Annotated in this window: 16 protein-coding genes; 6 read left to right on the top strand and 10 right to left on the bottom strand. The window is 36.1% G+C overall.

The window, feature by feature from the left end:
- Positions 1 to 112: 112 nt before the first annotated feature.
- Positions 113 to 727 carry an HTH-type transcriptional repressor FabR gene (gene fabR / locus L0668_RS19550; RefSeq protein WP_235314427.1) on the top strand — a complete coding sequence of 205 codons (615 nt, stop codon included), beginning with the start codon at positions 113 to 115 and terminating at the stop codon, positions 725 to 727.
- A gap of 26 nt (positions 728 to 753) precedes the next feature.
- Here fabR and L0668_RS19545 read toward each other — a convergent pair whose 3' ends face one another.
- The 3 genes from L0668_RS19545 to L0668_RS19535 form a co-directional block, all read right to left on the bottom strand.
- Positions 754 to 1317 (bottom strand): GNAT family N-acetyltransferase, encoded by a 564-nt coding sequence (locus L0668_RS19545; RefSeq protein WP_235314411.1) that lies wholly within the window; start codon positions 1315 to 1317, stop codon positions 754 to 756.
- Positions 1318 to 1410: 93 nt separating this feature from the next.
- Positions 1411 to 2286 (bottom strand): 4-hydroxybenzoate octaprenyltransferase, encoded by an 876-nt coding sequence (gene ubiA / locus L0668_RS19540; protein WP_235314410.1) that lies wholly within the window; start codon positions 2284 to 2286, stop codon positions 1411 to 1413.
- Positions 2276 to 2860, bottom strand: coding sequence for a chorismate--pyruvate lyase family protein (locus L0668_RS19535; protein WP_235314409.1), 585 nt, complete (start codon positions 2858 to 2860; stop codon positions 2276 to 2278). Before L0668_RS19535 ends, ubiA begins: the two co-directional genes overlap by 11 nt.
- Positions 2861 to 3012: 152 nt before the next feature.
- On the opposite strand from L0668_RS19535, the gene L0668_RS19530 reads away from it, so the two are divergent.
- Positions 3013 to 3429, top strand: coding sequence for a flagellar basal body-associated protein FliL (locus L0668_RS19530; RefSeq protein ID WP_235314408.1), 417 nt, complete (start codon positions 3013 to 3015; stop codon positions 3427 to 3429).
- Positions 3430 to 3483: 54 nt separating this feature from the next.
- On the opposite strand, the gene glpG is transcribed toward L0668_RS19530, so the two are convergent.
- The 7 genes from glpG to L0668_RS19495 all read right to left on the bottom strand — a co-directional run bounded on the left by glpG (position 3484) and on the right by L0668_RS19495 (position 11116).
- A complete protein-coding gene (gene glpG, locus L0668_RS19525; RefSeq protein ID WP_235314407.1) occupies positions 3484 to 4329 on the bottom strand; it encodes a rhomboid family intramembrane serine protease GlpG in 846 nt (281 codons plus the stop codon).
- A 2-nt stretch (positions 4330 to 4331) separates the two neighbouring features.
- Positions 4332 to 4661: a thiosulfate sulfurtransferase GlpE gene (gene glpE / locus L0668_RS19520; protein WP_235314406.1), complete on the bottom strand. Its 330-nt coding sequence runs from the start codon at positions 4659 to 4661 to the stop codon at positions 4332 to 4334.
- Between the two features lie 18 nt (positions 4662 to 4679).
- Entirely contained in the window at positions 4680 to 5702 is a 1023-nt protein-coding gene (gene tdh / locus L0668_RS19515; protein WP_235314405.1) for an L-threonine 3-dehydrogenase, read from the bottom strand.
- A complete protein-coding gene (locus tag L0668_RS19510) occupies positions 5699 to 6895 on the bottom strand; it encodes a glycine C-acetyltransferase (RefSeq protein WP_235314404.1) in 1197 nt (398 codons plus the stop codon). The genes tdh and L0668_RS19510 overlap by 4 nt, the downstream gene beginning before the upstream one ends.
- Before the next feature lie 118 nt (positions 6896 to 7013).
- Positions 7014 to 9479, bottom strand: a complete 2466-nt coding sequence (locus L0668_RS19505) for a putative bifunctional diguanylate cyclase/phosphodiesterase (RefSeq protein ID WP_235314403.1) — start codon at positions 9477 to 9479, stop codon at positions 7014 to 7016.
- 3 nt (positions 9480 to 9482) lie between these two features.
- On the bottom strand, positions 9483 to 10664 hold the full coding sequence (locus tag L0668_RS19500; protein WP_235314402.1) for a TonB-dependent receptor: 1182 nt from the start codon (positions 10662 to 10664) through the stop codon (positions 9483 to 9485).
- Positions 10665 to 10669: 5 nt separating this feature from the next.
- Positions 10670 to 11116, bottom strand: a complete 447-nt coding sequence (locus L0668_RS19495) for a type 2 periplasmic-binding domain-containing protein (RefSeq protein ID WP_235314401.1) — start codon at positions 11114 to 11116, stop codon at positions 10670 to 10672.
- 180 nt (positions 11117 to 11296) lie between these two features.
- Between L0668_RS19495 and L0668_RS19490 the strand changes: the two genes are divergently transcribed.
- From L0668_RS19490 to L0668_RS19475, 4 genes are all read left to right on the top strand, one after another.
- Entirely contained in the window at positions 11297 to 12595 is a 1299-nt protein-coding gene (locus L0668_RS19490; RefSeq protein ID WP_235314400.1) for a 3-deoxy-D-manno-octulosonic acid transferase, read from the top strand.
- A 542-nt stretch (positions 12596 to 13137) separates the two neighbouring features.
- Complete coding sequence (gene greB / locus L0668_RS19485) at positions 13138 to 13617, top strand: transcription elongation factor GreB (RefSeq protein WP_235314399.1); 480 nt, start codon at positions 13138 to 13140, stop codon at positions 13615 to 13617.
- A gap of 56 nt (positions 13618 to 13673) precedes the next feature.
- Entirely contained in the window at positions 13674 to 15587 is a 1914-nt protein-coding gene (locus tag L0668_RS19480) for a YfiR/HmsC family protein (RefSeq protein ID WP_235314398.1), read from the top strand.
- A gap of 280 nt (positions 15588 to 15867) precedes the next feature.
- Positions 15868 to 18186: a Tex family protein gene (locus L0668_RS19475; protein WP_235314397.1), complete on the top strand. Its 2319-nt coding sequence runs from the start codon at positions 15868 to 15870 to the stop codon at positions 18184 to 18186.
- The last annotated feature ends 56 nt before the right edge of the window (positions 18187 to 18242 follow it).

Genomic DNA, 18242 nt, shown 5'->3' with positions numbered 1-18242 from the left:
TTGCTAACAAACTTAAGCAAGTAATATGTTCAAGTTAACTTATATTTATGGTGTCTATTTGTTAACTTTTCGCGTTAGAATTAACTCAACATCAACCATTAAAGAATCTCCATTGAGTCGCCAAGAACAAAAACTAAGAACACGCAGAGCTATAATCGAAGCAGCTTTCTCTTTATTGGATGAACGACGCAGTTTATCGAGTATAAGTTTGCGAGAAGTGGCTCGAGCGGCAGGCATAGCCCCCACTTCTTTTTACCGGCACTTTAAGGATATCGATGAGCTAGGCTTAACCTTAGTTGATGAGGCTGGATTGGCTTTACGCCAACTTATGCGCCAAGCTAGATTAAGAATTGCTTCTGGTGGCGGAGTAATTAGTACCTCAGTAGATACTTTTATGGAGTTTATTACGGCTAACAACAATGTATTTAGATTGTTGTTACGTGAACATACAGGCACATCTACAGCTTTTCGAGCGGCAGTATTGCGAGAAATCCAACACTTTAATGTTGAACTAACAGATTACACAATAGCGTCTACCGGTCTACCATATAAAATTGCCAATTTACAAGCTGAAGCTATGGTCAAACTAGTGTTCAGTGCCGGTGCAGAAGCATTAGACGCCACTGATAGTCAAAAGAAAAAAGTAGCAGACAGAGTGAAATTACAACTTAGGTTTGTGGCAAATGGTGCACATCATGCGGTAAAGAAAAGACAATTAACTAAATAGACCATCACACCTGGTTAAAATAAAACTTATAGCTTAGACCAATCTTTCCGTAACAAGGCAAACATATTCATATCATGAAAGCTGTTATTCCAGTAACATTTCTCTTTCAATGTCCCTTCAAATTCAAAATGATGACGCTTAGCCAAAAGTTCCGAAGGCTTATTAGAAGGTAAAATTAAAGCTTCAATTCTATGTACATAAAAATGAAAGTTTTCATCAAATACAAAATTGATAATACTAGTTAATGCTTCACTGGCATAACCTTTACCCCAGTGTGTTTTAGATAACTCGTAGCTGATAACAGCCGAGTGATCGAAAGGATTCCAATTACTATAACCACATGAGCCGATAAATGTGCCTGTTTTTTTATCCCTAATAGCCCATCGAATGCCACCATCTCCTTCATATAAAGCGTTAAAATATTTAATTAGCTCACTGGCTTCACTTTTATCTTTAAATATTTCAACGTCGTAATGTTCGATTACCGCTGGGTCTGAAAAAATTCCAAAGATATTTTTAATATCTTTCTGAGTTAGCCGATCAAGCTTAAGTCTTTGGCTGGTTAAAACAGGGAACTTTTTATCTTTCATACTGCACGTATACTTATTGTTATCGTTTTAGATAATTCTACTATAGAATTTGCTATCCGTGATGTATATGGCTTTATACATGAACAGAACTGATTAATTAAAAGTATAGTGGGTAATAACGCCAATGGCGATTGTCAAACCAACATAATGATTATGTAAGAAAGCCTTAAAACATAAGTCTCTTTGCCTGCCTTTAATTAACCATTGTTGATACATAAATAAAAGTAGACTGATAAATATAGCCAAATAAAACATCCAACTAAACTGCAAATGCTCCCCAACTGCAAGCAATAACAACACAGCAATGAGTTGTAAAATAGCAATAATAAATTTATCGTATCGACCAAATAAAATCGCGGTCGATTTTATGCCAATCTTTATATCATCATCACGATCCACCATGGCATATTGAGTATCGTAAGCAACAGTCCAACATAGGTTGGCAAAATACAACGCCCAAACAACCCAGTCAAAAGGAGCTTGTGTAGCCACAAACGCCATAGGGATAGACCAACCAAAAGCAGCCCCAAGGACAACTTGTGGTAGATGAGTATAACGTTTCATGAATGGATAAATGGTTGCCAGTAATAAACCACCAACTGACATCACAACTGTTTGCCAAGTTAATGTTAATACCAATAGAAACGCGATAAGAATAAGTAAAATAAACAACCCTAAGGCCTGTTTTTCTCTTAATTCACCTGAAGCTAAGGGGCGGTTTGAAGTTCGTTTTACCGCTCCATCAACTTTACGATCAGCATAATCATTGATCACACAACCGGCTGAGCGCATCACAATAACACCAAGTACAAATACAATTAGTATATGCAAATCAGGTAAGCCAGATGAAGCAATCCAAAGTGCCCAAATACATGGCCACAGCAACAAGTATATTCCTACTGGCTTATCAGCTCGCATCAAACGCCAATATGCGTTCCACTTAATATTATGTACAAGATTATTTTGCATCTAAAGCTGTACCAATTTTTGTATAAGCTGGGCTATCGGGCAAAAACACTTCACACACCATCATTTTTAAATTTTCGAAACAAAATACAGAACGACGGCCCCATAAATCATGCTTATTGGAAACATTTAACTTTTCAGAAAACAACTGATTGGTACCCACTTTAGTAATTTGAAATGGTAATCGCTTAAATCTAACATCGTTAAAAATTCTTTGCCCTAAAGGCTGCGAATTTAAATCAGTAAAATCCTGCTGCCACAATCTTATCGGAATAATTGAACGAGCGAATACCCAAGGTGTGCCGTCTCCCCATAATATGACTTCTCTAATTAACCAGTCTTGCTCATTAAATTTTTGACCCGGTTCGCATACTTGCGAAAATTCATCATTTGTCAAACTTATGCGTTCTTGACCAAGAATTGTAAGTTGAAAATCAGTGCACCTTGCAACCAATCTTTCAGTTAACGAACCTGAATTGAGTAACCAAGTACGTAAGTTTTCATTTGGAATAGGTAACAATTTAGGCGCTAACCAAGGTGAGGAGATCCCAACCGGAAATCTATAAGGTGAATTCAATATTTTTAACTAGTGAATGAACTTAGGTTGATAATATCAATTAGCAAACTAAGACTGAAGCTTCTAATACTAAAGTCACTAAATATATTTTATGGTTCGTATAAAAAGTTGATACACTAGCGTTATAAAAGTATTCAAGGTGGAAAAAGGTTATGAATAAATTCAAGCTAGTCATGGCAAGCTTATTGTTATTATTCAGTTACCAAAATTTGGCATATGCCCAAGATGTAAAAAGGAAAAATTATGCATATTTCAGTCTTGAACCAGATATTGTTACCAATTTTTTAGGTTCATCAGCCAGAAAATTAGGATTTGTGCGGGTTTCAATCGAATTGATGTTAGAAGATGCTGAATATTTAGAAGCTGCTGAACATCATTCTCCATTAATTAGAGCTGCAGCAATTGAAGTGTTTGGTAGGCAAACAGAAGAAAAAGTAAGGTCTTTGACCGGACGGGAAGATATTCGCCGAAATTGCCTAGAAAAATTACAAGAATTAATGCGCAAAGAAACCGGTTTAAATATGATCAAAGATGTTATCTTTACTAAATATTTATACCATCAAAGTTAGCCCAAAGGCTGCTTTTATAAATCCCCATCAATTTAAATCGGCAACAAATTACTTTTAGTTGCCTTTTTTAACTAAAAACCAAGCGAATAAACAACCACAAACTAAACCTACTGTATGCGCGGTATTTGCCATATTTATCGGTAAAATACCAATATAACCAACAACTAACCATATAAGCATAAAGCCCACAATTGGTTTAGGAAGACCTATTCCCCAACTAGGTTTTAACCAGCCTAACCACCAGACGCAACCAACAAGAGCATAAACTACACCTGATAATCCACCAAAATTTGGTCCATCGATAAGCAATTGAGCCACATTAGATACGCCTGCAGAAAATACAAACAACAAAAATAAACTACTCAAACCAAAAGTACTTTCAATTTGTTTACCTAATGACCACCACCACAACAAATTAAATACAATATGCAGTAATGAGAAATGGAGTAAAGCTGGCCCAAGTAATCGCCACCATTGTTGACTGTCAATTAATGTACCTATTGGCTGAATATGTAACCAAGAATAAGGAGCAGTAATTCCAATATTAGCCAATAAAAAAGTAGCCGCACATAGTAGTAAAATTAACGCAGTAAAAGGGGCTGAGCGTAAAACCATAGTAACATTTTTTAACGACACTTTCTTTTCAGGGGTTAAATCAACTGATTCACCAGATTGCCACGCTGCTGACTGATACTTTTCATCATCGGGATTAAGAATAAACTCTTGAGCAATAACTTTAGCTTCTTGCTCATCAGCTAAATTTTTTAATATTACTGAATGACAGTACTCACCATCCGCGTACTGATATGCTGCTTGTAGCTTTCTCTCTAGAAGGTAATGCGTTAATAGTCGTGCGGGTTGCTCTTTTGAAAATGCAACTAGTTTAATTGAGTCAGACAAATCTAAGGTGCTTCTTTTGCACTGTTAAAAGGTAATGTTTGACGCCAAGCCTCAAACCCTCCATCCATACTGTAAACTTCCTCAAAACCTTGATGGATAAGAAACTGTGCAGCTTGTTGACTACTATGACCATGGTAACAAACCACGATTACAGGGGTATCAAATTCAACTTCTGCCACAAAGTTATTTAAAGTGCCATTGGTGAGATGTGTTGCATCTTGAATATGACCAGCCATGAATGAAGCTTCGTCACGAATATCAACTACTTTAGCTACCCCAGCTCGTAACTTTTCTTGTGTTTCTTGTATTGAAATATGAGCAAATTGCTCCATTCGCGATCCTCCAAATAATTACCAATTTAATATAACCTTACCTGAACACCCTGAGCCCATAATATCAAACCCCTGTTGAAATTCATCAATTGAAAATTGATGAGTAATAATTGGAGTCAGATCTAAGCCACCTTGGATCAAGCTAGCCATCTTATACCAAGTTTCAAACATTTCGCGACCATAAATTCCTTTAATTTGTAATCCTTTAAAAATTACTTGATTCCAATCTATTGAAAGCTCTTTTGGAGGGATCCCTAATAAAGCTATTTTGCCACCATTATTCATATTTTCTAACATATCTCGAAACGCAGATGCAACACCTGACATTTCTAAGCCAACGTCAAAACCTTCGGTCATTCCTAAACTCAGCATCACGTCTTTAAGGTTCTCTTTGGAGACATCAACCGCCCTTGTTACTCCTATACCTTTAGCCAAAGATAGACGGTAAGGATTTACATCTGTAATTACCACATTTCGCGCACCTACATGATGAGCCACTGCAGCAGCCATAATGCCAATTGCTCCTGCACCAGTAATTAGAACGTCCTCGCCCACTAAGTCGAAAGACAGGGCTGTATGCACAGCATTACCGAATGGATCAAAGATAGCCGCTAAATCACTAGGAATATTATCTGGAATTTTAAAAGCGTTAAAAGCAGGTATCACCAAATACTCTGCAAAGGCGCCCTGCCGATTCACCCCCACTCCAATGCTATTTCGACACAAATGCCTGCGCCCAGCACGACAATTACGACAGTGACCACAAGTTATGTGCCCTTCACCTGAAACACGATCACCAATACTAAAGCCTGTTACTTCTTGGCCAATTTGGACTACTTCACCAACATACTCATGACCAATAATCATGGGAACTGGAATAGTATTCTTAGCCCAATCATCCCAGTTATAGATATGCATATCGGTACCGCAAATAGCTGTTTTGTGGATCTGAATCAATATATCATTGTGCCCAACCTTAGGTTTAGGTTGTTGTTTTAACCAAATACCCGCTTGCTTATGTAATTTAACCAGTGCTTTCATTTTATCACTCCAAGTTCTCGACCTATTTCAATGAAAGCTTCGACTGCAAAATCAATATCCTCAATAGAGTGTGCCGCAGACATTTGAGTGCGGATCCTAGCCCGCTCTTTAGGTACAACAGGAAATGAAAAGCCTACAACATAAACACCTTTGTGAAGCATTTTATCAGCCATTATGCTAGCTAATTTAGCATCACCCAGCATAACTGGAATAATCGCATGATCCTGACCAGATAATATAAAACCAGCATCAGACATACGTTTTCTAAAATGTTTACTATTGCGGTTTAATTGCTGCCTTAAACTTCCAGCATTTTCCATCATATCGAATACTTTTAGTGAGGCAAAAACTATAGGCGGAGCAACTGAATTAGAAAAAAGGTAGGGACGAGAACGCTGACGTAACCAAGCTATTAATTCTTTTTTACCCGAGGTATACCCACCAGAGGCGCCACCTAAGGCTTTACCTAAGGTACCGGTTAAAATATCTATCCTGCCTAATACTTTGCAATATTCATGACTACCACGACCATTTTCCCCAAGAAACCCTGTTGCATGACAATCATCTACCATTACCAGGGCACTATATTTATCAGCTAAATCACAAATAGAACTTAGGTCAGCGATCACCCCATCCATTGAGAAAACACCATCAGTCGCAATAACTTTAGTTCTGGCCCTGTCCCTGTCAGCAGCAATGAGTTGTTGTTCAAGTGAATGCATATCGTTGTTTGCATATCTATATCGCTTAGCTTTAGATAAACGCACACCGTCGATAATACTGGCATGATTTAAAGCATCAGAAATAATGGCATCCTTTGGCCCCAAAATTGTTTCAAATAAACCTCCATTCGCATCAAAACAAGAGGGATACAAGATGGTATCCTCGGTCATTAAGAATCGACTTATTTTATTCTCTAATTGTTTATGTATATCTTGCGTACCGCAAATAAACCTTACAGATGCCATGCCAAAACCATGACTATCTAACCCTCTTTTGGCCGCAGAAATCAACTCTGGATGATTAGCTAAACCAAGATAATTGTTAGCACAAAAATTGATGACATTGTTTTGATTTATAAGGGTAATTTTAGCTTGTTGACTCGAAGCAATTACACGTTCTTGTTTAAACAAACCTTGAGACTGGGTGTCAGAGATTTGCTGTGATAAACGAGTATAAAATTCAGGATCCATAAACCCTCTGATATAATAAATAATTAATGAGAGTCATATTATAGATAGGAATTAGAGAATAAAATTTTGTCTGAAAGTTGTTAATTTATAGCTGCAAAGATTTATGTACACCTATCCTTCAGTCCAGATTATCTAAACCATCCCAAACTTGGTAATGAATTTTATCAGGCAATAACTCGTAAAGGTCAGATTCAGGGATCGGCCTAGAGATGAAATATCCTTGACCTATAGTGCATTCTAAATTTTTCAACATTTTCATTTGAATAGAATTCTCAACACCTTCTGCGACCACTGTCATACCCAACTTTTTAACCATGGCGATAATTGAAGACACTATTTGCATATCGGCACTATTGTTCTCCATATTTGAAACAAAACTTCTATCGATTTTAATAATATCTACCGGCATTTGTTTTAAATACGCTAAGGAGGAGTAGCCGGTACCAAAATCATCGATTGAAAAAATAAAGCCCCTTTTTTTCAATTGCTGCATGGTTTCTAAGGTTTGTTCAATATCAGCAACTAGGGTTCGTTCGGTAAGTTCTAACTCAATTTGCGAGGCATCCCTTTCAAAAGTTTTTAACTGCCCTTCCAAAAAAGGAATTAGATCCGGATCAAGAAACTGGCTTGCAGACAAATTAACCGCCACTTTTAGTTCTTTAAACCCAAGTTCATCAAGACGTTGTAAAATCAAAAATGCTCGTTTAATACCCCAATATCCAATTTCCAACATATATCCTGAATTTTCAATTACTGGAATAAATTCATCTGGAGGAACAAAACCACGAACGGGGTGAAACCATCGGATTAGTGCTTCAAAACCGAGTAACTTGCCACTTGATATATCCACTTGAGGTTGAAGGGCAAAACTAAACTCTCCTTTATCTAAAGCATCTCGCACTTCTTTTTCAATTTCTACTTTTCGTAAAGCGTTAATTTGCATTTTTTCGTTAAAAATACTGTATTGTCCGCCACCCGCATCTTTTGACGCGTACATGGCAAGATCAGAACGTCTAATTAAATCATCGATTTTAGAGCTACTATCTTCGGTACTAAAAATACCGATACTGGCAGACGTATAAAAAATCAATTCGTTAATAGCAATTGGCTCTCTAAAACTGTCGATTATTTTACTCGCCATAATAGGCGCACGATCCTGATTAGATTTTTCCAAGATTATCAACACAAATTCATCACCACCAAAACGAAACAGCAAATCTTTTTCGTCAATACATCCAGCGATCCTTTTCGCTGCATGAATTAAAAAAATATCGCCAACATCATGTCCATGACTATCGTTAATTTTACGAAATTGATCAAAATCTAGTAATAGCACAGTTAACTTTTGATGGGTGTCACCTAAGCTGAGTAATAATTTTTCAATCTGTAAATTCAACATATTACGATTAGGTAAACCTGTTAACCAATCATTCATTGCAATGTTTTCGAGTTCTCGAGTATTTTTTTCAATCGTTAGATCCAACGACTCAAGTTCTTTACCCAATAAACTCGCAGAGTCTTGAAGTAATTCAATTTCATCAATAAAAAATTTATTTTTGTAGAACTTGTTAGCTTTAAATTCACTATATTTTTTCTCAGCTAACAAAGGTAATTGTTGTGCAAGCAAAATAAGACGACTGCGAAATTGCATTGTCATAAAAAACAAAGCCAAGCTCGATAAAATAACCACAGTCAATGAGATAAGAATGACACGGGTTTGATATTGCTGGTGGGCTAAGGACACATCGCTAATATCATGCACAAATAACACATAAGTTTTATCATTACCGTCTGGCTCGACGAATAATAAATTAAGTAAAAAGCTGCCTTTGTTATTATCCAACCTATACCCAGAATTGAGCACTTCAAATAAATTTAGGTTTTCTGGTAGTTGCTCTAAAAAGCCTTCCATAACTTTTCGGTTAGAGCTACTTATTGGCGCATTAACTAACATATCTTTTACAGATACTTGCGCCATATCAACTTCATTGTTTTGCAAATCGTTGACACTTAAAATGGCTAGCTGAGCGAAAGTCGAACGATGAAGAGAGGCTAAAGTTTCTAATAAAGAATTACTGATGGACAAAATCACTAGGTCGCCTGTGTTTGTCAACATAGGCATACTGGTTTGTACTTGGCAGCTTTCGTTACATCTAATTTGAGAAACTGACGATTGAAATTTTATCACCTGTGCAACGTCATTCGTTATATCGTTAGGAGTGTTATTAGTAGTACTAAACACCAGCTCCTGTTCAGCACTAAATATCCATAAATTATTGATTTGCCAATTCAATTGCATATAGTCAAATTCATTCTTAAAATTTTTCGCAATATCACTTGGAGTTTCAGCATGGCTTGCCTGAAAATGAATAAATGACTCCAACCAAGATTCCATTCGATTCCGTAACATTTCTCTTATGAATTCAAACTGCTTTTGGTCCTGTTGTCGCAATTTTTGTTGTTGAATATCATAGTCTTGATTATTTTTATTCACCCATAACAGAGTAATTAACAGACTCGCCATTAATAATAGAGCCATTAATGGCCCCATTATTTTATAAGGTAAACTGACAAATTTACGCATCTATCAAAACCAATACATCAATTGAACAGCCCACATGCTCCAATATTTACTATCATTTGCAATAAGATCCGGAGTGAAGAAAGGCGCTAATCTGCTGGTTCCTTTTACTCTATGATACTCAGCTTGAATTTGAATATTTTTAGAAAAGAGCCAACTAGCACCGACAGTGGCTTGATCCATATAGCCAAAATATCCAGGAACCATGCCACCACTAAGGAGTTCAATTTGAGAGCCTTGGCGATCTTTTCTATCTCGATCGTACAAGTCCAATCGAGCCATTAGGGTAACATCAGGGGTAGCAAAAAATCGGCTTTGCAAATAACCACCTTCTCCAGTGGCATCACTTTTATAGCCTGGAAATAAAAGATTATTAACTATCACCCTTTCCTTCATTATCTCCGATGCAAACTCCCACTTTTCTCCTTGATATAGCATATTAAACATAACCCTTTGGGAAGTTTCATCTCCATCGAAAAACGTATCACCTAATGCCTGATCATATTTAAAATCGGCATCCAATATAGAAATACCCCATTGCATATTGCTTAACTTTGGCCGCCAATACAGACTAAATTGTTTGTCTATCTCGTGATTTAGCTCTCCTATAACAGATTTTCCCAATAAATTTTGTTGCTCTTGTTTACTAATTTTAGACTTGCCAATACTAAAATTAACATCCCACTCACCAAAGTCGTTGTCAGTTGTAGCTATCAAAACCAATCCATCAACCCCCAACGCAACATCACGAAAAGCGTCAAAATATAAAGATTGAGGGAGCACTATGGATGGTCGAGTATGTGGCACATCTCGAGTGGATGAATATAACCAATGATAGTTTTTATTTCTGCCAATTTGAGCTTTTACTTTCCAATTAGGGCTATTAAGTAATTGCCAATCTAAAAATAGATAATCAATCCGTAAACCTTCTGGGTATCGATTACCTCCATTTAGATACACACCTTGTCCAGCCACCCTGAGATTGTTATTTATTCTATACGAAGCATTTAAACCGACTTCTGTTAGTTTAAACGAAACGTCTTCATCATCATCTACAAAATTAGAATCAACAGCTTGTACAATACCTTGTGATACAAAGCCATGTACTTTAAGAGAATCAGAAAAGCCTTGTCCTGATATAAAAATACAGCACAAAATATAAATTCGGTATGGTGATAAAAGTTTCATTTCACTTACTCCTTTATCACTTTGAGCACTTTGACATTTTCATATTCGGTATTTGAATTAATGTAGCCTATTGAACCTGGGTTTCGACTAATTCTATCTAGCATTTCTTGCTCACTGTTAACTTTAATAGGCTCCTCTCCCAACCCTGAATACACCAACTTATTCCAAACACGTTCTAATTGATAAGGAAACATACCTAAAGTGTTAGTACTAAACGCCTGATGGACTTGGTGCTTTTTGTCTAACACAAATACGGTAATGGATTGGTTATTAGCCCAAACAGTTTGGCGCATAGAAAAAATTCTACGTATTTGCTGCTCTGAGACTGTTGAGGCTGGAACTGAAGTATTGACAATAACTTTGACTTTCTGAAATTGGCTTTGTGCTGCTTCACTCCGAATACCAGCAAATATACAAATCCAAAAGACACAGAAGATAATAAAGTATTTCATTTGTAGCAAAAAAACTCCAGTAGGGTATGTTTTTATACTAAATTAGCTGGCAAAAAAAGCTACCACTTTTACAAAAAATAGCATTCATTCAAGCTCTTATCAATTTATTCCCAATTACTCAACTATGATTCTCTGTTAGAATCGGCTACACATTAACACCAATAACCAACAAACATTTTAATGAAAAATTCATTGTTGATGAACACAAAACAAATCGCAATAAGATACACTTATTCTTTATTATGGTTAATAGTAGTGCCCTTTCTGTTTGTTCGTTTCATATTTTTATTATTAAAAAAAAATTCTGGGTATACTTTAGCTAGATTTTCTCGGTTTGGAATTTGCCGATTAAAAAACAATTCTCCTAACATATTAATCCACTGTGCTTCAGTCGGCGAGGTTGTTGCGATTCAATCCTTGGTCGAGGAAATACTTTGTAAGCACTCTCAGCTGTCAATTGTCATCACCACAAACACCACAACTGGCGCTGAACGAGTAGCTTCTTTATTTAAAGATAGAGTATTTCACCAATATATCCCTTATGATTTTCCGTTATTTATGTGGCTATTTTTAAGAAGTATTGCTCCTCAAAAGGTACTGATAAACGAAATGGAACTATGGCCAAACTTTGTTTCCACCTGCTACAAAATGCGAATACCGTTGTTTATAATTAATGGCAGAATGAGTGAAAAGTCCACAGAAAAATATAAAAAACTTCCGTCGTTATTTCACCCTATGTTGCAGAGCTTTGCTCATATTTGCGCTCAGGGACAAAGAGATTATCTAAACTACTTGTCCCTAGGAGTAAAAAAAGACAATTTAACTTTAACGAATAATATTAAATTCTCATTTAATACATCGCCTGACGATGCTCTAAAAGCTAAAAAATTAGCTAAAGACTACAATATAACCAATAAAATAGTGCTTGTTGCTGGCAGCACTCATGAACCAGAAGAACAAATACTAATAGATGCATTTTTAATGTTAAAAAGTAAATTTCCAAATTTACTATTAATATTAGTACCTCGGCACCCACAACGATTTGAAAAGGTTTATCAATTATTACTTCAACAATCTATAGATGTTGAACGCATGAGCCAAAACAAACCAATTAGCCATAACACATACGTATTGTTATGTGATCAAATGGGAATTTTACGTTCACTTTATGCTTTAGCAGATTTATCCTTTGTTGGTGGCAGTATCGCTGAGAGAGGTGGGCACAATGCACTAGAGCCAGCTGCTTTTAATGTACCAATTATGATGGGTTCTTCGATTTACAATAATCCAGAGATTAATCAAACGTTAAAAAAAGTAGGGGCACTTAAGCTAGTTAACAATGCGCAAGATATTACAAATGCTTGTAGTTATTGGCTGACTAATGTTGCTGAAAAGGCATCCAGTGGAGAAGCCGGTGGAGATGTACTTAAGTCAAATAATGGCGCTATTCAAAAAACCCTAATTGCCTTAAGCTTATGATTGCCGACGGCTATATTAGTTGTATAGAAAAACCGAACATGTTGCCATGTTCGGCTATATATTTTCTTTGACACTATCAGCCATTTCCTTGCTGCGCCTTATTCCTTAACTTCTATTGCCCTTCAAAAGGGCTGCTATTCCCGAATAAACGGGTAATTGAAATTTCAAAAATGTTATTTAACTTTAAAGTGTTGGTTATTGATTAAGTCCTTAACATTAATTGTTGCCAGGTTAAAATCATCAAAACAATATTAAAATCTAAATAAACAAAGGACATTAGTTGGGCAACGCCTTTAATATCCTGCCCCTCAAAGTGTCATACTTTGATTACCTATAAGACTAGTTCAATATTCACTTTTTGCACTTCCAAAGGAGCTTATTCTTAGTAATAAAAAGCAATAATAAAAATATTTTTAGAGTAACAAAAACTAAAGGCTTGCCGTTACCTAAACTTTTACTTAACCTTCATAGAGTTAAGTAAAATACTCAATACTTTATCGTTAGTACGTTTCAATTAACTAGGTATAAATTGGACTCCGATTTTGAAAACTAAATTAATTACCCCCGAAGGATATAAAAAGTTAAAGGATGAGCACGATGACTTATGGCATAACACTCGACCTAAAATTACTAAAATAGTTACTTGGGCTGCCAGTTTAGGTGATAGAAGTGAAAACGCTGACTATCAGTACAATAAACGAAAATTGCGGGAAATTGACCGCCGAGTTAGATACCTTAGAAAATTATTACCAGAGTTAAAAGTTGTAAATTATGCGCCGGAACAAGATGGAAAAGTGTTTTTTGGTGCTTGGGTCGAAGTCGAAAATGAAAACGGCGAGTTAAAAAACTTTAGAATTGTTGGACCAGATGAAATATATGGAGATGCAAAAAGTTATATTTCAATTGATTCTCCAATGGCACGCGCATTAATCAAAAAGAGGGTCGACGATGAATGCCAAGTGCAAACACCGACAGGCTTAAAAACTTGGTATATTGTAAATATTCATTATGGCTTACAGTAAGTGGCGATTTATCTTTAATTTGTATTTTAAAAATCAATTGATAATTCAGGTATTGAATGAAGAATAAAATGCGATTAATTTTAATAATATGTACTAGCTTAATACTTAACTCTTCAGCTATTTGTGCGCAAAAGATTAATGAAGACAAGGTTAAAGCTGTTTTTATTTTTAACTTTATGAAACATACAAGTTGGCCAAACGAGACGTCGAAGAATTTTTTTACCATTGCTACTTATCAAGATCAAACTTTTCATAACACTCTTGTAAACCTATTAACCGACAAAAAAGTTAAAAACAAACCAATCAAATTTATTAGTGCAGATAGTTTGGACGACACAAAACGCGCTGAAGTCGTGGTTATTCCAGAATCATTAAACGACAACCTTGAGCAAATAGCATTTGAACTTCGCCGCTCAGAAACTTTGTTAATTACGCATAATGCCCTGAATAAAAAAGACGTGATGATTAACTTTGTGCAAAACCTAGACACGAATAATCTTTCTTTCGAGATCAATAAATCAAATTTAATTTACGAAAAATTAGTTATCTCAAACGAATTATTGTTGCTTGGCGGGACTGAGTTAGATGTAGCGACTTTATATCGTGAAACCGAGTTAGCCATGCAAAAAACTAAATTACGTGAAAGTAAATTGCAACAAAATATAGCGTCATTACAAGAACAATTGTCGTTAGCCGCAAACAATTTAGAAAATTCAAAAACACAATTAACTGAAAATAATATCGCATTAAAACAACGAGAGTTAGCCATACAAAAACAAAATACCGAACTAAAAAATCAACAATCTAAACTAACTCAATTGCAAAATTTATTCCTAGAAAAAGAAAAAGAACTAATTGAAATATCAAAACAACGGAACATAGCACTATCCCAATCTCAAAAACAATTAGAACAAAAAATAATTGATGTACAACAAAAAGAAGGTCAAATTGCTAACCTAGGTACAATAATCTCACAGAATAAAGCAGAAATTGATCAGCAGCTAGCTCAATTAAAAAAACAAAGAGCTGAAATTAGTAACAAAGATCAAACCATAAAAAGTAAAAATACCTACTTGGCATACACTGCAATTTTTATCATTATTGTCTCCATGTTTACGCTACTTGTTGTTTTTCTATTTATTCGAAATCGCAAGGTCACAGCTCAACTTCAAGATACCTTAAAAAATTTAGAGGATACCCAAAGCCAATTAGTACAATCAGAAAAAATGGCCTCATTAGGTTTATTAACAGCCGGAATTTCTCATGAGATTAACACTCCCATTGGCATAGTTGTCACGTCGTTAAGTGTTATACAAGATAGAGCAAAGGAATTAACTGAAAAAATAACAGAAAATAAACTAACCAAAAGTAAACTTACGGGTTTTATGAATGATATAGCCCAATCAGCTGAAGTATCGAATAAGTCTTTAACTAGAGTTATCACCTTGATCTCAAACTTTAAACAAGTGGCCGTTGACCATGTAATTGAGGAACCGAGGGAGTTAAATTTAGTTAAATATATCAATGAATTATTAGATACCCTATCAAGCCAATTAAAGAAAAAAGGTATTCACTACCAAGCTATTGAAGCCAGTCCAATGAAGGTAATGACTATCCCAGGTGCACTAGCGCAAGTACTAACCAATTTAGTGACCAATACGATTAGTCATGCATTTCCTGAAACAATCATAAATAAACGACAGGCTAAAATAGAAATTCAGGTACTAGAAGACACAGCAGATAGGGCCATCATTAAATTCTTTGACAATGGTTGTGGTATGAAACAAGAAATATTAGACAAAATTTACGAACCGTTTTATACAACAAAGCGCAGTGAAGGAGGAACGGGCTTAGGAATGAATATTGTCTACAACATTGTTTTACAAAAGCTAAATGGCACGATTGATATTCAAAGTACCGAAAATATTGGTACAACTATTAGCATAACCTTACCAAAAACTATTAGTTAGATTAATACCAATAGCTACATACACAAATTGTAATTTCAAAATCTATTAAAATGACACGCTAAAATTTCCTATACTTTTTAGGCTTTGCCACACGTTTAAGGTAAGTTGGATATGAAGCAGTTGAACTAGTACCAAAGTTTAACGATCGGAGAAACCACTAGCAACTCATCACTCCTAGCAAAATTAATTATGAGTTTTGTTAATTAGGCACTGGTAATTTAATCTTAGTACCCATATATCAAAGCCTAGTTAAAAAGTAATACCATAGGTTTTTGGGAATATGATCATTGAAACAATTGCGCAAGAATTAAAAGTAAAAGCGCATCAAGTTAAAGCAGCAGTGACTCTTTTAGATGAAGGTTCAACGGTACCTTTTATCGCTCGTTATCGTAAAGAAGCAACAGACGGTTTAGATGATGTTTCACTTAGGAAACTTGAACAACGCTTAACCTACCTTCGCGATTTAGAAGATCGAAGAAAAGTCATTATTAAATCCATTCAAGACCAAGAAAAACTCACCCCAGAATTAAAGTCTCGCCTGTTAGCGGTAGATAATAAAACTGAACTTGAAGATATATATTTGCCCTTTAAACCCAAACGCAGAACCAAAGGCCAAATTGCCATAGAAGCAGGTTTAGAGCCGTTAGCTGATGCATTGTTCAATAACCCTGAATTAGATCCTGAACATGAAGCAAATGCTTTTATTTCAGAATCAATCGTCGATACAAAAACCGCGTTAGATGGTGCTAAATATATTTTAATGGAGCGATTCGCTGAGGACGCTGATTTACTGCAAAAAATTCGCCAATACCTAAATCAAAATGCCCACATAAAAAGCCAAGTTGTAGCGGGCAAAGAAAAAGAAGGTGAAAAGTTTAAAGATTACTTTGACCATACTGAGTTATTAAAAAAAGTACCATCACACCGCGCACTTGCTATGTTTCGTGGTAGAAATGAAAATATTTTACAGGTGAGCCTAGATGCCGACCCTGAAAAAGAAGAAGGCAATCGAAACTCTTACTGCGAACACATTATTGCCCAGCACTTAAATTTAACTTTTAATGACAAACCAGCAGACAAATGGCTAGCCTCAGTGGTGCAATGGACATGGCGCATAAAAATACATTTACATATGGAAAGTGAATTGTTTGGTACAATTCGTGAACAAGCAGAACAAGACGCAATTAACGTTTTTGCTAAAAATTTAAATGATTTATTAATGGCCGCTCCTGCCGGACCTAAAGTCACCATGGGCTTAGATCCAGGGTTACGTACCGGAGTTAAGGTGGCAATTGTAGATGCCACTGGCAAAGTACTGGCTACGAGCACTATTTTCCCTCATGTACCACAAAATCAATGGGACAAATCAAGTCGCACCATTGCGACTTTATGTAAACAACATAAAGTCCAACTTATCAGTATTGGCAACGGAACTGGCTCCAGAGAAACAGATAAACTAGCCGGCGAAGTAATTAAAAATAACCCAGAGCTTAGCCTAAAAAAAATAGTTGTTAGTGAAGCAGGTGCCTCCGTATATTCAGCTTCTGAACTTGCATCTGAAGAACTTCCAGATATGGACGTGTCACTTAGAGGTGCAGTATCAATTGCTAGACGATTGCAAGATCCCTTAGCTGAACTAGTCAAAATCGAACCTAAAGCTATTGGTGTGGGCCAATACCAACATGATGTGAGCCAAAGCAACTTAGGCAAATCGTTAAGTGCAGTTATAGAAGACTGCGTAAATGCGGTGGGTGTCGACATTAATACTGCATCCAGTGCACTTCTTAGCCATGTATCAGGTTTAAATCGCACACTCGCCAATAACATTGTCAACTTTAGAGACAAAAACGGCGCATTTTCTAGTCGTAAAACCTTGAAAGAAGTGGAACGTTTAGGGCCAAAAGCCTTTGAACAAGCCGCTGGTTTTTTAAGAATAATGGACGGTGAAAACCCACTAGACGCTTCAGCTGTGCATCCAGAAGCTTACCCAGTGGTAAACTCCATAATAAAAAAATCAGAACTGGCAGTAAACGATATTGTGGGTAATAGTGAAATATTAAAACAATTAAAACCAGATGACTTTGTTACTGAACAGTTTGGTCTACCCACTGTATGCGACATTATTAGCGAGCTGGATAAACCTGGCCGAGATCCTCGACCAGAGTTTAAAACTGCTAACTTCAAAGAAGATGTGCAATCTTTAAGTGATTTAAAAGTAGGCATGATCTTAGAAGGCGTAGTAAGTAACGTAGCTAATTTTGGTGCTTTTGTAGACGTGGGCGTACATCAAGATGGACTCGTACATATTAGTGCTATGACAGATAAGTTTATTTCTGATCCGAGAGAAATAGTAAAAGCTGGCGACATAGTAAAAGTCAAAGTGATGGAAGTCGATGCGCCTAGAAAACGGGTATCTTTTACCATGCGTTTAGGCGACAGTCCTAACCAAAGTGCGAATAACAAAACAAAAGCACGTGTTGAACATAAAAAAGAGCGTACACAACAAGCTAAACAACATAATCGAAGTTCAGCGCCCAAACAAACTAATCAAATGATGGGCAATGCCTTCGCTGATGCCTTTGCTAAAGCAAAAAAATAGCAGCGTCTTAATAATCACTTTCTATAAATACTAAAAAGGCCCTCACTTGAGGGCCT

The organism is Paraglaciecola algarum, from assembly GCF_021532655.1.
GTDB classification, from domain to species: domain Bacteria; phylum Pseudomonadota; class Gammaproteobacteria; order Enterobacterales; family Alteromonadaceae; genus Paraglaciecola; species Paraglaciecola algarum.
The sequence above is the reverse complement of the archived record's forward strand: the minus strand, read 5'-3'. Positions and strand labels throughout refer to the sequence as shown.

Coding starts and splice junctions, on each gene's coding strand:
- L0668_RS19545 (WP_235314411.1), bottom strand. CDS start 1,317: ATGAAAGATAAAAAGTTCCCTGTTTTAACCAGCCAAAGACTTAAGCTT.
- ubiA (WP_235314410.1), bottom strand. CDS start 2,286: ATGCAAAATAATCTTGTACATAATATTAAGTGGAACGCATATTGGCGT.
- L0668_RS19530 (WP_235314408.1), top strand. CDS start 3,013: ATGAATAAATTCAAGCTAGTCATGGCAAGCTTATTGTTATTATTCAGT.
- glpE (WP_235314406.1), bottom strand. CDS start 4,661: ATGGAGCAATTTGCTCATATTTCAATACAAGAAACACAAGAAAAGTTA.
- tdh (WP_235314405.1), bottom strand. CDS start 5,702: ATGAAAGCACTGGTTAAATTACATAAGCAAGCGGGTATTTGGTTAAAA.
- L0668_RS19510 (WP_235314404.1), bottom strand. CDS start 6,895: ATGGATCCTGAATTTTATACTCGTTTATCACAGCAAATCTCTGACACC.
- L0668_RS19505 (WP_235314403.1), bottom strand. CDS start 9,479: ATGCGTAAATTTGTCAGTTTACCTTATAAAATAATGGGGCCATTAATG.
- L0668_RS19500 (WP_235314402.1), bottom strand. CDS start 10,664: ATGAAACTTTTATCACCATACCGAATTTATATTTTGTGCTGTATTTTT.
- L0668_RS19495 (WP_235314401.1), bottom strand. CDS start 11,116: ATGAAATACTTTATTATCTTCTGTGTCTTTTGGATTTGTATATTTGCT.
- L0668_RS19490 (WP_235314400.1), top strand. CDS start 11,297: ATGAAAAATTCATTGTTGATGAACACAAAACAAATCGCAATAAGATAC.
- L0668_RS19480 (WP_235314398.1), top strand. CDS start 13,674: ATGAAGAATAAAATGCGATTAATTTTAATAATATGTACTAGCTTAATA.
- L0668_RS19475 (WP_235314397.1), top strand. CDS start 15,868: ATGATCATTGAAACAATTGCGCAAGAATTAAAAGTAAAAGCGCATCAA.